The sequence below is a fragment of the Herbiconiux gentiana genome (assembly GCF_024978135.1).
Lineage (GTDB): Bacteria > Actinomycetota > Actinomycetes > Actinomycetales > Microbacteriaceae > Herbiconiux > Herbiconiux gentiana.
In genome coordinates, this window is record NZ_JANTEZ010000001.1 from 172,901 (window position 1) to 185,525 (window position 12,625).

Genomic DNA, 12,625 nt, shown 5'->3' on the forward strand with positions numbered 1-12,625 from the left:
GGAGTCAGCCATGTCAGACGTATTGATCGACCGGCCAGAACTCGAGAACCTCGGCGTGTACGAATTCGGCTGGTCGGATTCCGACACCGCCGGAGCCACGGCGACCCGCGGGATCAACGAAGCGGTGGTCGAGAACATCTCGGCCCTGAAGAACGAGCCCGAATGGATGCTCAAGACGCGCCTCAAGGCGTTGCAGATCTTCGGCCGCAAGCCCATGCCCACCTGGGGCGCCGACCTCTCGGGCATCGACTTCGACAACATCAAGTACTTCGTGCGCTCCACCGAGAAGCAGGCCACCACGTGGGACGACCTGCCCGACGACATCAAGAACACCTACGAGAAGCTCGGCATCCCCGAGGCGGAGCGTCAGCGCCTCGTCTCCGGCGTGGCCGCGCAGTACGAGTCCGAGGTGGTCTACCACCAGATCCGCGAAGACCTCGAGGCCCAGGGCGTCATCTTCATGGACACCGACACGGCGCTGCGTGAGCACCCCGAGTTCTTCGACGAGTACTTCGGCTCGGTCATCCCCTCGGGCGACAACAAGTTCGCCGCGCTGAACACGGCCGTCTGGTCGGGCGGCTCGTTCGTCTACGTGCCGAAGGGTGTGCACGTCGAGATCCCGCTGCAGGCCTACTTCCGCATCAACACCGAGAACATGGGCCAGTTCGAGCGCACGCTGATCATCGCCGACGAAGGCTCCTACGTGCACTACATCGAGGGCTGCACGGCGCCGATCTACAAGAGCGACTCGCTGCACTCGGCGGTCGTCGAGATCATCGTGAAGAAGAACGCCCGCGTGCGCTACACGACCATCCAGAACTGGTCGAACAACGTCTACAACCTCGTCACCAAGCGGGCGATCGCCCACGAGGGCGCGACGATGGAGTGGATCGACGGCAACATCGGCTCCAAGGTGACGATGAAGTACCCGTCCATCTACCTCGCGGGCGAGCGCGCCAAGGGCGAGACGCTCTCGGTGGCCTTCGCGGGCCCCGGCCAGCACCAGGACGCCGGCGCGAAGATGATCCACATGGCGCCGTACACCCAGTCGTCGATCGTCTCGAAGTCGATCGCGCGGGGCGGTGGCCGCGCCGGCTACCGCGGTGAGGTGCGGGTCGACGAGAACGCCCACCACTCGGCCAACACCGTGCGCTGCGACGCGCTGCTGGTCGACACCATCTCCCGCTCCGACACCTACCCGGCCATCGACATCCGCGTCGACGACGTGCAGCTCGGGCACGAGGCCACGGTCTCGAAGGTCTCCGAGGAGCAGCTGTTCTACCTGATGTCGCGCGGCCTGCCCGAAGACGAGGCCATGGCCATGATCGTGCGCGGCTTCATCGAGCCGATCGCCCGCGAGCTGCCCATGGAGTACGCCCTCGAGCTGAACAAGCTGATCGAGATGGGCATGGAGGGCTCGGTCGGATGACCGTGCCACCCCTCGCTCACCCGGGCACCCTCGCCCACCCGACCACCGGGTCGACCCCGCCGAAAGGAAACGCAGGCTAGATGGCCCTCGCTTCACCGTCCCTCGTTCCCGTCCAGACGCGATCGGAGCGCCCGTCGTCGACCGACGTGTCCGATTTCCCCGCCGTCACCGGCCGGGAGTTCGAGTGGAAGTTCGCGCCCCTCGACCGCATCCGGCACCTGACCGAGGGAGCCCTCGACGGCGGCCCGGTCGCCTTCCAGTACTCCGAGTCGGCGGGCACCTCCGTCGAGTGGGTCGACCGCGCGACCGCCGTGGTCGGCGTGGCCGGCACTCCGGAGGACCGCGCCTCGGCGAACGCCTGGGGCGCCGTGGAGAAGGTGCTGACGATCACCGTCTCGTCCGAGGAGGCCGAGGAGCTGCTGGTGCGCCGGGAGCACTTCGACCGCTCGCCGCGGGCGGCGCACGTCGTGATCGAGGCCCTGCCGAACAGCAGCGGAACGGTCATCCTGGAGCACCGCGGTGACGCCGAGCTGAGCGAGAACGTCGAGATCGTCGTGGGGGAGGGCGCCCAGCTCACCGTCGTGACCGTGCAGGAGTGGGCCGACTCGGCCGTGCACCTCTCGAGCCACTTCGCCACCGTCGGCCGCGACGCCAACCTGCGGCACGTGATCGTGTCGCTCGGCGGCGGTGTCGTGCGGGTGAACCCGTCGATCCACCTCGCGGGCCAGGGCTCGTCGACCGACGCGTTCGGCCTCTACTTCGCCGACGCCGGCCAGTACCTCGAGCAGCGCCCGTACATCGACCACCAGGCCGCCAACACGCGCAGCCGGGTCAACTACAAGGGCGCGCTGCAGGGCGCGAAGGCCCACACCGTCTGGGTGGGCGACGTGCTGATCGGCCCCCACGCCGACGGCACCGACAGCTACGAGCAGAACCGCAACCTGGTGCTGAGCGACGGCACGCGCGCCGACAGCATCCCGAACCTCGAGATCGAGACCGGCAACATCGTCGGGGCCGGCCACGCCTCCTCGACCGGGCGCTTCGACGACGAGCAGCTGTTCTACCTGCAGTCGCGCGGCATCTCCGAGGAGGAGGCGCGTCGCCTCGTCGTGCGCGGTTTCCTCGCCGAGATCATCACGCAGATCGGCTCGCCGGCCCTCGAGGAGCGGCTGACCGCCGCGGTCGAGGCCGAGCTCGTCGAGGCCGAGGTCGTGCGGGCCGCGGCCGCCGCCCCGACGCTCGACGGTGGTGCCGCATGAGCTCCGAGAAGGTCTGCGCCCTCGACGAGGTGCCCGTGAACCAGGCCCTCCGCGTCGTGGTGGGCGGCGTCGCGATCGCCCTGGTGAAGGACTCGGCGGGGGAGTGCCACGCCATCGGCGACACCTGCACGCACGGCGACATCTCGCTGGCCGAGGGCTTCGTTGAGGACGACACACTCGAATGCTGGGCCCACGGCTCCAAGTTCTCGCTCGAGACCGGGAAGCCGCTGACGCTGCCCGCCTACGAGCCCGTTCCCGTCTTCGCGATCGAGGTCGTCGACGGGGACATCTACATCGACCCAACCGTGACGAAAGTGATTGATTAGCATGTCGGTTCTGAAGATCGAAGACCTCCACGTGAGCGTCGAGACCGAGCAGGGGACCAAGCAGATCCTCCGCGGCGTCGACCTTGCGGTCGGCGAGGGCGAGACCCACGCCATCATGGGCCCGAACGGGTCGGGCAAGTCGACGCTCGCCTATGCGATCGCCGGGCATCCGAAGTACCACGTCGAGGGCGGCTCGGTCACGCTCGACGGCGAGGAGATGCTCGACAAGTCGGTCGACGAGCGCGCTCGCGCGGGGCTGTTCCTCGCGATGCAGTACCCGGTCGAGATCCCGGGTGTGTCGGTGTCGAACTTCCTGCGCACCGCGAAGACCGCGATCGACGGCCAGGCGCCGGCCATCCGCGGCTGGATCAAGGACCTCGACTCCTCGATGACTGCGCTGCGGATGGACAAGTCGTTCCGCGAGCGCAACGTCAACGAGGGCTTTTCGGGCGGCGAGAAGAAGCGCAACGAGATCCTGCAGCTCGAGCTGCTGAAGCCCAAGTTCGCGGTGCTCGACGAGACCGACTCGGGTCTCGACGTCGACGCGCTCAAGATCGTGTCGGAAGGTGTGAACCGGGCCAAGGAGAACACCGGCCTCGGCATCCTGCTGATCACGCACTACAACCGCATTCTGCGCTACGTGAAGCCCGACTTCGTGCACGTGTTCGTCGCGGGCAAGGTCGCCGAGCAGGGCGGCCCCGAGCTCGCCGTGCGCCTCGAGAACGAGGGCTACGATCGCTTTCTCCAGGGCGCGAACGTAGGATAACGGTATGGTCACGACACTCGAACCGAAGCTCTTCGACCAGGTCGAAGAAGCTCTCAAAGACGTGATGGACCCTGAGCTCGGCGTCAACATCGTCGACCTCGGCCTCATCTACGACCTCAACTGGGACGACGAGCAGAACGCGCTCGTCATCTCGATGACGCTCACGAGCGCCGGATGCCCGTTGACCGACGTGCTCGAGGAGCAGACCGCCGAGGCGCTCGACGGCGTCGTGGAGCAGTTCCGCATCAACTGGGTGTGGATGCCGCCGTGGGGCCCCGACAAGATCACCGACGACGGCCGCGACATGATGCGCGCCCTCGGCTTCTCGATCTGACCCTGCCCGGCTCGCCCCCTCGCGTCTAACTCGCAGCGAGCCGTCAAAAAACGCCCTTGACCGTCGGTCAGAGGGCGTTTTTTGACGGCTCGACAGGAGTGAAGCGGTTACTTGCGGGAGGTGAGCTTCCAGGCCAGGGGGATGATGCCCGCGGCGAGCAGCGTCTTGACGATGCCGCCGACGATGAAGGGGTAGAGGCCCGCCTCGAGGGTCTGCGACAGCGTCAGACCGAGCGAGGCCGCGAGCCAGGGGAGACCGATCGCGAAGGTGATGAGCGTGCCGGCGGCGAAGGAGGCGACGGCGCCGAGCACGCGGCGGTCGATGCTGCGCTGCGCCAGCCAGCCGGTGAGGCCCGCCGCGACGATGAAGCCGATGATGTAGCCGCCCGTGGGGCCGGCGACGACGTGCCAGCCCGAGGTCGCCTCGCTGAACCACGGCACCCCCGCGATGCCGAGCACCGCGTAGACCGCGAGCGAGACCATGCCGCGCAGGGCTCCGAGCGTCGAGCCGACGAGCAGCACCGCGAGGGTCTGGCCGGTGATCGGCACGGGCCAGAGCGGCACGGCGATCTGGGCGAGCAGGCCGGTGAAGGCCGCTCCGCCGGCGACGAGCATGACATCGGTCAGGATGCTGCGGCTGACCAGGCGGTCGGCGAGCGTGGGGCGGCGCACGGCCGCAGTGAGGGAGGACATGGAAATATACTAGAGAGATTCCCCCTCCCCCCGCGTTGTGGCGACGCAACGAAAGAATTGGATATCTCTGTGCTCAGCGTTACTGACCTCGCGATCCGGGTCGGCGCACGAACCCTCATGGAGGACGTGTCGTTCCGAGTCGGATCCGGCGACAAGGTCGGACTGGTGGGCCGCAACGGAGCGGGCAAGACCACTCTGACGAAGGTGCTCGCAGGCGACCTGCAGCCCTCGGCCGGAGCCGTGCAGCGCTCCGGTGAACTCGGCTACCTGCCGCAGGACCCGCGCTCCGGCGACCCCGAGGAACTGGCCCGCACGCGCATCCTGAACGCCCGCGGCCTCGGCTCGCTGCTGGAGGGCATGACCGAATCGTCGCTGGCCATGGCGAGCGACGACCCGAAGGTCAGCGCGGCGGCCATGAAGAAGTACGGCAACCTCACCGAGCGCTTCGACGCGCTGGGCGGGTACGCCGCCGAGGCCGAGGCCGCCTCGATCGCGTCGAACCTCAGCCTGCCCGACCGCATCCTCGACCAGCCGCTGAAGACGCTCTCGGGTGGTCAGCGGCGCCGCATCGAGCTCGCGCGCATCCTGTTCTCCGACGCCGAGACGCTCATCCTCGACGAGCCGACGAACCACCTCGACGCCGACAGCGTCGTGTGGCTCCGCGAGTTCCTGAAGAGCTACAACGGCGGCTTCATCGTGATCAGCCACGACATCGAGCTCGTCGGCGAGACCGTGAACCGGGTGTTCTACCTCGACGGCAACCGCCAGGTGATCGACGTCTACAACATGAACTGGCGCAACTACCTCAAGCAGCGCGCCGCCGACGAGGAGCGCCGCAAGAAGGAGCGCGTCAACGTCGAGAAGAAGGCCGGGCAGCTGCAGATGCAGGCCGCCCGCTTCGGTGCGAAGGCCTCGAAGGCGGCCGCCGCGCATCAGATGGTGGCCCGCGCCGAGAAGATGCTCTCCGGGCTCGAGGAGGTGCGCGAGGCCGACCGGGTGGCGAAGCTGCGCTTCCCGACCCCCGCCCCGTGCGGCCGCACGCCGCTGATGGCCTCGAACCTCTCGAAGAGCTACGGCTCGCTCGAGATCTTCACGGCCGTCGACCTGGCGATCGACCGCGGGTCGAAGGTCGTCATCCTGGGGCTGAACGGTGCAGGCAAGACGACGCTGCTGCGCATCCTGGGCGGGGTCGATCAGCCCGACACCGGTCAGCTGGAGCCCGGTCACGGCCTGCGCGTGGGCTACTACGCCCAGGAGCACGAGACCATCGACGTCAACCGCACCGTGCTGCAGAACATGGTCTCGGCCTCGCCGAACCTCACCGAGACCGAGGCGCGCCGCGTGCTCGGCTCGTTCCTGTTCACCGGTGACGACGGGCACAAGCTCGCTGGGGTGCTCTCGGGCGGCGAGAAGACCCGGCTGGCCCTCGCCATGATCGTGGTGAGCGGCGCCAACGTGCTGCTGCTCGACGAGCCCACCAACAACCTCGACCCGGCGAGCCGCGAAGAGATCCTGGATGCCCTCGCGCACTACGAGGGAGCGGTCGTATTGGTCAGCCACGACGAGGGCGCCGTCGAGGCGCTGAACCCCGAGCGCGTGCTCATCCTGCCCGACGGGGTCGAGGACCACTGGAACAAGGACTACGCCGACCTGATCAGCCTGGCGTAGCCAGGCCGCCCGCCGCTCAGCGGGCGCGCGACTCAGAATCGAGGATCTCGTCCTCGACGTCGGCGTCGGAGCGCTTCGCCGCGCGGCGACGCTCCCGCTCGGCCGCGCGCTCCTGCTCCTCGGGGTCGTCCTCGTTCAGTCGACGGAACTCCTGCCGGACGATGTAGCCGAGCCCCACGAAGCCGAGCAGCCCGAAGCAGAACCACTGGAACGTGTACGACAGGTGGGCGCCCTCGTCGGGCGTCGGCTTCGGCATGGCCTGCGGGCGGGTGGCCGGCGCGGGGTCTTCCGACGCCATCAGACCGTAGGCGCCCGTGTAGGTCGGCAGGCCGAGCTGATCGGCGATGCGCGGCAGCTCGATCGTGGCGATCTGCCCGGCCACGGCGCCCCGGCCCGCGAGCTCGGGCTCCCCGGCCTTCAGACGGGCCACCACGGTGACGGTGCCCGTGGGCGCGGCTGGCACGACGTCGGGCACGTCCTGCGTCTGCCCGGTCGGCACCCAGCCGCGGTCGACGACGAAGACCTCGCCGTTCGCGAGCCGCAGCGGCACGAGCACGTCGAATCCGACGTCACCGCCAAGGGGGCGGTTGCGCACCAGGAGCTGGTCGTCGACGAGGTACTCGCCGGTCATCGACACGGTCAGCCACTCCTGGGAGGCGTCGTAGGAGTCGAGCGCCGGCAGCACCTCGGTGAGCGGCGTGGGGGAGGCGTCGAAGTTCGTCTCGACCCGGTTGATCTCGGCCACCGCCTCGTCGCGGCGCGCGAGCTGCCACATCGCCAGCATCACGCAGACCAGGGCGAACACGACGGTGAGCGCGAGATAGCCCGCCCAGCGCCGCGAGAGCAGGAAGCGCCACCCGGTCATACGGGAACCACCTCGAGCGGGAAGTCCCGCGCCGCCAGGAACTCGCGGAGGAACTCCTCGTGCTCGTCGCAGGCGAGCCAGACCTTCCGCCGATCCTCCGAGTGGATGCGCGGGTTGCGCCATTCGATGCGATGCGACGCCCGAGCGCGGCAGCCCGCCCGCGAGCACTCCTCGGGGGAGGGCTCGAGGCCGAGCGAGATCACGACCGGGGCCCGTCTCCGGGAACCGGGCGGTACACCTCGATCGCCGTGGGCTGCTCGTGACGCTGGATGCTCGAGGTGCCGACGTTGCCGAGCACGACCGCGAAGTAGGGGAGGAGGATGGCACCGGCCGCGCAGACGGCCAGCCACCACCCGTGCACGAACAGCATGAGCACGAGGCAGATCACGCGGATCGACATGGTGATCAGGTATTTGACCATGCGGGCGTGCCGCTCGGCATCGGGTGACGGCGGCAGGCTCGTGAGGGACTGCTGGCTGCTCTTCATGGTCACCTCAGCCTACGCTTCCCCAACTGCTTCTAAGCTGGTATCCGGCCGATTGCCCCGTCGGGTTCGCCGATCGTCTCCCGCCCCGCCCCATCCCGTGAGGACCAGCTCTCCGTGACTTCCGCCAGCACCCCCCGTACCGTCCTCGTCACCGGAGGCAACCGCGGCATCGGCTATGCCATCGCCGAGGAGTTCGTGGCCCAGGGCCACCGCGTCGCCGTGACCTCGCGCACCGGTGAGGGCGGCCCGGCCGGAGCCCTGACCGTGAAGGGCGACGTCACCGACACCGCGTCGATCGACGCCGCCTTCACCGAGGTCGAGAACGAGCTCGGCCCCGTCGAGGTGGTCGTCGCCAACGCCGGCATCACCCGCGACATGCTGCTCATGCGCATGGGCGAGGACGACTTCACGAGCGTCGTCGACACGAACCTCACGGGCGCGTTCCGCGTCGTCAAGCGGGCGTCGAAGGGGATGCTCAAGGCGCGCTTCGGCCGCATCGTGCTGATCTCGAGCGTGGTCGGCCTCTACGGCGGCCCCGGCCAGGCGAACTACAGCGCGTCGAAGGCCGCGCTCGTCGGTTTCGCCCGCTCGATCTCGCGCGAACTCGGCGCCCGCGGCATCACCGCGAACGTCGTCGCCCCCGGCTTCATCGAGACCGACATGACCGCCGAGCTGCCCGAGGCGCAGCAGGCCGAGTACAAGAAGTCGATCCCCGCGGGCCGCTACGGCTCGGCGGCCGAGGTCGCGAAGGTCGTCGCCTGGATCTCCTCCGACGACGCCGCCTACATCACCGGCGCCGTCGTGCCGGTCGATGGCGGTCTCGGCATGGGGCACTGACATGACGCCGCACCTCGTGGTGCTCGACGTCGACTCCACGCTGATCGAGAACGAGGTCATTGAGATGCTGGCCGACTGCGCCGGCAAGCACGCCGAGGTGGCGCTCATCACCGAGCGCGCCATGCACGGGGAGCTCGACTTCGCCGAGAGCCTGCGCGCCCGGGTGGCACTGCTCGAGGGCCTGAGCACCGACTGCTATCGCGAGATCGGCGAGCAGATCGTCGTCACGGAGGGCGTGCCGACGATGATCGCCGGGCTGCACGCGCAGGGCAGCCTGGTGGGCGTCGTCTCCGGCGGCTTCCACGAGCTGCTCGACCCGCTGGCCGACGGCCTGGGGCTCGACCATTGGCGGGCGAACCGCCTGCATTCGGCCGACGGCCGGCTCACGGGTGCCGTCAGCGGCCCGATCGTCGACCCGCAGAGCAAGGCGGATGCGCTCACCGAGTGGGCCGAGGCCCGCGGCATCCCGCTGGACCGCACGGTCGCCGTGGGCGACGGGGCCAACGACCTCCGCATGATGGAGATCGCCGGCCTCTCGGTGGCGTTCGACGCCAAGCCCGTCGTGCGGGCGGAGGCCGACCTGATCATGGACCGCCGAGACCTGTCGCAGCTGCTCCCGCTCCTCGGCCTGCGCGGCTAGGGCAGAACCCGCTCGCCCTTGCCAACCACGGTGATGCCCGAGTCGGTGACCGTGAAGCCCCGCTCGCGGTCGCGCTCGGGGTCGACACCGATCTGTGCCCCGGCGGTGACCACCACGTTCTTGTCGAGGATCGCGCGCCGCACCACGGCATCGGGCTCGACGTGCACCCGGTCGAACAGCACCGACTGCTGCACGAGGGCTCCGGAGTCGACCGTGGCCCACGGCCCGACGACGCTGCCCTCGACGCGGGCGCCCGAGATGAGGCAGCCGAGCGAGACGATCGACTCGACCGTGACCCCGGGGTTGCCCTTGGAGTCGCGCACGAACTTCGCCGGCGGCGAGTTGAGCTGCTGGGTGAAGATCGGCCAGCGCTCGTTGTAGAGGTTGAACACCGGCAGGGCCGAGATGAGGTCTTGGTGGGCGTCGTAGAACGACTCGATCGTGCCCACGTCGCGCCAGTAGTACCGGTCGCGATCGGTGGAGCCCGGCACCTCGTTGCGGTTGAGGTCGTAGACCGCCGCGTTCCCGCGCGCCACGAAGTCGGGGATGATGTCGCCGCCCATGTCGTGGCTCGACTCGGGACGCTCGCCGTCGCGGATGACGGCGTCGATCAGCTGGTCGGCGTCGAAGACGTAGTTGCCCATCGAGGCGAGCACCTCGTGGGGAGCGTCGTCGAGCCCGACCGGGTTCTTCGGCTTCTCGAGGAACTCCGCGATGCGGGTGGGGTTCGACGGCTCGGTCTGGATGACGCCGAACTGGTCGGCCAGCTCGATCGGCTGGCGGATGGCGGCGACCGTGGCGCCGGCGCCCGAGTCGATGTGCGCCTGGATCATCTGGCCGAAGTCCATGCGGTAGACGTGGTCGGCGCCGACCACGACGACGATGTCGGGGTTCTCGTCGCGGATGAGGTTCAGCGACTGCAGGATGGCGTCGGCCGATCCGCTGAACCAGCGCTTGCCGAGTCGCTGCTGAGCGGGCACCGACGCGATGTACGAGTTGAGCAGCCCGTCGAGGTGCCAGGTCTGCGAGACGTGGCGGTCGAGCGAGTGCGACTTGTACTGGGTCAGCACGACGATCTGACGGAGGCCGGAGTTCACGAGGTTCGACAGGGCGAAGTCGATCAACCGGTAGCCGCCGCCGAAGGGCACGCCGGGCTTGGCCCGGTCGGCGGTGAGGGGCATGAGACGCTTGCCCTCGCCACCGGCGAGGACGATGCCGAAGATCTTCTTTGATGGTGCCATGGGACAAACCCTACTGAGGTTTCGTCGCAGGCGTACTACGGTTCGACTATGCGAGTCGATGTGATCACCAAGGAGTATCCGCCCGAGATCTACGGAGGGGCCGGCGTGCACGTCGCCGAGCTCGTGAAGGGCCTGCGGGCCCATCTCGACGTGGCCGTGCGGTGCTTCGGAGCGCCGCGCGACGAGCCCGAGGTCTACGCCTACCGGGTGCCGGCCGAGCTCGCCGACGCCAACGGCTCGCTCGCGACGCTCGGCGTAGACCTGCAGATCGCCGAGGCGGTGGCGGGCACCAGCCTCGTGCACTCGCACACCTGGTACGCCAACGCCGCCGGACGCCTGGCCGCCCTGCTGCACGACGTGCCGCACGTCGTCACGGCGCACTCGCTCGAGCCGCTCCGCCCTTGGAAGGCCGAGCAGCTCGGCGGCGGCTACCGCATCTCCTCGCTGATCGAGAAGACGGCCTTCGAGTCGGCGGATGCGGTGATCGCCGTCTCGAACGGCATGCGCCGCGACATCCTGCGCTCCTACCCGGCGATCGACGAGTCCCGGGTCGTCACGGTCTACAACGGCATCGACCTCGACCGCTGGCGCCCGAATCACGACGCCGCGGTGCTCGCCGAGCACGGCATCGCCCCCGACCGGCCCACCGTGGTCTTCGTGGGCCGGATCACCCGGCAGAAGGGCCTGCCGTACCTCCTCCGCGCCCTCGCGCAGCTGCCGGCCGAGGTGCAGGTCGTGCTCTGCGCCGGCGCACCCGACACCCCGGCCATCCTCGAGGAGGTCTCGAGCGCGGTGCGAGCCCTGCAGGAGACGCGTTCAGGCATCGTTTGGATCGACGAGATCCTGCCGCAGCCCTCGCTCACCGCGATCCTCACCGCGGCGACCGTCTTCGTCTGCCCGAGCGTCTACGAACCGCTCGGTATCGTGAACCTCGAGGCGATGGCCTGCGGGCTGCCCGTGGTGGGCACCGCCACCGGCGGCATCCCCGAGGTCGTCGACGACGGGGTCACGGGCATCCTCGTGCCGATCGATCAGGCCCAGGACGGCACGGGCACCCCCACCGACCCCGACCGCTTCGTCGCCGACCTCGCCCGGGCGCTCACCGAGGTCGTCTCCGACCCGGTCCGCGCCAAGGCGATGGGGGAGGCCGGCCGGGCCCGCGCCGAGGCCGAGTTCAGCTGGGGCGCGATCGCCTCCCAGACCGCCGACATCTATCGCTCGTTGGTCAACTAGACGGCTGTCGCTGGGTAGGGTTGGAGCATGCCCAATGTGCTCGATTTCGAAGACGTTTCGGTTGTCCGCGATGGGAATCAGATCCTCAGCGGCGTGAACTGGAAAGTCGACGGCGATCAGCGCTGGGTGGTGCTCGGCCCGAACGGCGCGGGCAAGACCACGCTGCTGCAGATCGCCGCGGCGATGAACCACCCCTCCGAGGGCACCGTGCAGGTGCTCGAGGGCACGCTCGGCGAGGTCGACCTGTTCGAGCTGCGCCCGCGGGTGGGATTCGCGTCGAGCGCGATGGCCCGTCGTTTCCCGGCCAACGAGACCGTGCTGAACGTGGTGCTCACCGCCGCGTACTCCGTCACGGGCCGCTGGAACGAGTCCTACGAGGACATCGACCTCCGCCGCGCCCAGCGCGTGCTGAACGAATGGAAGCTCGATCACCTCGCCGAGCGCCTGTTCGGCTCGCTCAGCGACGGCGAGCAGAAGCGCGTTCAGATCGCCCGCTCGGTGATGACCGATCCCGAGCTGCTGCTGCTCGACGAGCCGGCCGCCAGCCTCGATCTCGGCGCCCGCGAGGAGCTGCTGCAGCTGCTCGGCGGCTACGCCTCCGCCCCCGAGGCGCCAGCCATCGTGATGGTCACGCACCACGTCGAGGAGATCCCGCGCGGCTTCACCCACGCCCTGCTGCTCGGCCGTGACGGCATCGTCGCGACCGGCCCGCTCGGCGAGGTGCTCACCGCCGAGAACCTGGGTTCTGCCTTCGGGCTGCCGATCGAGCTGACCGAGACCGACGGGCGCTACAGCGCTCGCGCGGCCTGATCGGCTGCACCGCGCATCCGGAGCTTTCTGCTAAACTG

15 protein-coding genes are annotated in these 12,625 nt (G+C 69.0%); 10 read left to right on the forward strand and 5 right to left on the reverse strand.

The annotated features are described in order from the left end of the window. Positions 1 to 10 precede the first annotated feature (10 nt). The 5 genes from sufB (at position 11) to NVV95_RS00785 (ending at position 4,114) form a co-directional block, all read left to right on the forward strand. Entirely contained in the window at positions 11 to 1,429 is a 1,419-nt protein-coding gene (gene sufB, locus NVV95_RS00765; protein WP_259484630.1) for a Fe-S cluster assembly protein SufB, read from the forward strand. A gap of 80 nt (positions 1,430 to 1,509) precedes the next feature. Further along, positions 1,510 to 2,688, forward strand: coding sequence for a Fe-S cluster assembly protein SufD (gene sufD / locus NVV95_RS00770; protein WP_259484631.1), 1,179 nt, complete (start codon positions 1,510 to 1,512; stop codon positions 2,686 to 2,688). Further along, positions 2,685 to 3,014, forward strand: coding sequence for a non-heme iron oxygenase ferredoxin subunit (locus tag NVV95_RS00775; protein ID WP_259484632.1), 330 nt, complete (start codon positions 2,685 to 2,687; stop codon positions 3,012 to 3,014). The genes sufD and NVV95_RS00775 overlap by 4 nt, the downstream gene beginning before the upstream one ends. A gap of 1 nt (position 3,015) precedes the next feature. Continuing rightward, entirely contained in the window at positions 3,016 to 3,780 is a 765-nt protein-coding gene (gene sufC / locus NVV95_RS00780; RefSeq protein WP_259484633.1) for a Fe-S cluster assembly ATPase SufC, read from the forward strand. Positions 3,781 to 3,784: 4 nt separating this feature from the next. Next, on the forward strand, positions 3,785 to 4,114 hold the full coding sequence (locus tag NVV95_RS00785; RefSeq protein WP_173180978.1) for a metal-sulfur cluster assembly factor: 330 nt from the start codon (positions 3,785 to 3,787) through the stop codon (positions 4,112 to 4,114). 107 nt (positions 4,115 to 4,221) lie between these two features. Here the strand turns inward: NVV95_RS00785 and NVV95_RS00790 are convergent, their stop codons facing one another. Beyond that, complete coding sequence (locus tag NVV95_RS00790) at positions 4,222 to 4,806, reverse strand: biotin transporter BioY (protein WP_259484634.1); 585 nt, start codon at positions 4,804 to 4,806, stop codon at positions 4,222 to 4,224. 69 nt (positions 4,807 to 4,875) lie between these two features. Between NVV95_RS00790 and NVV95_RS00795 the strand changes: the two genes are divergently transcribed. Further along, complete coding sequence (locus NVV95_RS00795) at positions 4,876 to 6,474, forward strand: ABC-F family ATP-binding cassette domain-containing protein (RefSeq protein ID WP_259484635.1); 1,599 nt, start codon at positions 4,876 to 4,878, stop codon at positions 6,472 to 6,474. 16 nt (positions 6,475 to 6,490) lie between these two features. On the opposite strand, the gene NVV95_RS00800 is transcribed toward NVV95_RS00795, so the two are convergent. From NVV95_RS00800 to NVV95_RS00810, 3 genes are read right to left on the reverse strand one after another with little or no spacing between them, the layout of a single operon-like run. After that, positions 6,491 to 7,339, reverse strand: coding sequence for an SURF1 family cytochrome oxidase biogenesis protein (locus NVV95_RS00800; protein ID WP_259484636.1), 849 nt, complete (start codon positions 7,337 to 7,339; stop codon positions 6,491 to 6,493). Then, positions 7,336 to 7,542 (reverse strand): hypothetical protein, encoded by a 207-nt coding sequence (locus tag NVV95_RS00805; RefSeq protein ID WP_173180972.1) that lies wholly within the window; start codon positions 7,540 to 7,542, stop codon positions 7,336 to 7,338. Before NVV95_RS00805 ends, NVV95_RS00800 begins: the two co-directional genes overlap by 4 nt. Then, the gene (locus NVV95_RS00810; protein WP_259484637.1) at positions 7,539 to 7,826 is read right to left on the reverse strand and encodes a DUF3099 domain-containing protein; all 288 of its coding nucleotides are present in this window, start codon (positions 7,824 to 7,826) and stop codon (positions 7,539 to 7,541) included. Before NVV95_RS00810 ends, NVV95_RS00805 begins: the two co-directional genes overlap by 4 nt. A gap of 114 nt (positions 7,827 to 7,940) precedes the next feature. On the opposite strand from NVV95_RS00810, the gene NVV95_RS00815 reads away from it, so the two are divergent. Together NVV95_RS00815 and serB are read left to right on the forward strand one after the other, a co-directional pair. Beyond that, on the forward strand, positions 7,941 to 8,663 hold the full coding sequence (locus NVV95_RS00815) for a beta-ketoacyl-ACP reductase (protein WP_259484638.1): 723 nt from the start codon (positions 7,941 to 7,943) through the stop codon (positions 8,661 to 8,663). A 1-nt stretch (position 8,664) separates the two neighbouring features. Then, the gene (serB, locus tag NVV95_RS00820) at positions 8,665 to 9,303 is read left to right on the forward strand and encodes a phosphoserine phosphatase SerB (protein ID WP_259484639.1); all 639 of its coding nucleotides are present in this window, start codon (positions 8,665 to 8,667) and stop codon (positions 9,301 to 9,303) included. On the opposite strand, the gene glgC is transcribed toward serB, so the two are convergent. Next, complete coding sequence (gene glgC, locus NVV95_RS00825) at positions 9,300 to 10,544, reverse strand: glucose-1-phosphate adenylyltransferase (RefSeq protein WP_259484640.1); 1,245 nt, start codon at positions 10,542 to 10,544, stop codon at positions 9,300 to 9,302. The two genes, serB and glgC, sit on opposite strands and share 4 nt — an antisense overlap. A 48-nt stretch (positions 10,545 to 10,592) precedes the next feature. On the opposite strand from glgC, the gene glgA reads away from it, so the two are divergent. Together glgA and NVV95_RS00835 are read left to right on the forward strand one after the other, a co-directional pair. Then, complete coding sequence (glgA, locus tag NVV95_RS00830) at positions 10,593 to 11,777, forward strand: glycogen synthase (RefSeq protein ID WP_259484641.1); 1,185 nt, start codon at positions 10,593 to 10,595, stop codon at positions 11,775 to 11,777. Between the two features lie 27 nt (positions 11,778 to 11,804). Continuing rightward, entirely contained in the window at positions 11,805 to 12,587 is a 783-nt protein-coding gene (locus NVV95_RS00835; protein WP_259484642.1) for an ABC transporter ATP-binding protein, read from the forward strand. Positions 12,588 to 12,625: the final 38 nt, after the last annotated feature.

Bases quoted from the DNA above. Each gene is read 5' to 3' on its own strand.
- NVV95_RS00785 (WP_173180978.1), top strand. From the start codon at position 3,785: ATGGTCACGACACTCGAACCGAAGCTCTTCGACCAGGTCGAAGAAGCT.
- NVV95_RS00810 (WP_259484637.1), bottom strand. From the start codon at position 7,826: ATGAAGAGCAGCCAGCAGTCCCTCACGAGCCTGCCGCCGTCACCCGAT.
- NVV95_RS00800 (WP_259484636.1), bottom strand. From the start codon at position 7,339: ATGACCGGGTGGCGCTTCCTGCTCTCGCGGCGCTGGGCGGGCTATCTC.
- glgC (WP_259484640.1), bottom strand. From the start codon at position 10,544: ATGGCACCATCAAAGAAGATCTTCGGCATCGTCCTCGCCGGTGGCGAG.
- serB (WP_259484639.1), top strand. From the start codon at position 8,665: ATGACGCCGCACCTCGTGGTGCTCGACGTCGACTCCACGCTGATCGAG.
- NVV95_RS00790 (WP_259484634.1), bottom strand. From the start codon at position 4,806: ATGTCCTCCCTCACTGCGGCCGTGCGCCGCCCCACGCTCGCCGACCGC.
- NVV95_RS00835 (WP_259484642.1), top strand. From the start codon at position 11,805: ATGCCCAATGTGCTCGATTTCGAAGACGTTTCGGTTGTCCGCGATGGG.
- sufC (WP_259484633.1), top strand. From the start codon at position 3,016: ATGTCGGTTCTGAAGATCGAAGACCTCCACGTGAGCGTCGAGACCGAG.
- sufD (WP_259484631.1), top strand. From the start codon at position 1,510: ATGGCCCTCGCTTCACCGTCCCTCGTTCCCGTCCAGACGCGATCGGAG.
- glgA (WP_259484641.1), top strand. From the start codon at position 10,593: ATGCGAGTCGATGTGATCACCAAGGAGTATCCGCCCGAGATCTACGGA.
- sufB (WP_259484630.1), top strand. From the start codon at position 11: ATGTCAGACGTATTGATCGACCGGCCAGAACTCGAGAACCTCGGCGTG.
- NVV95_RS00775 (WP_259484632.1), top strand. From the start codon at position 2,685: ATGAGCTCCGAGAAGGTCTGCGCCCTCGACGAGGTGCCCGTGAACCAG.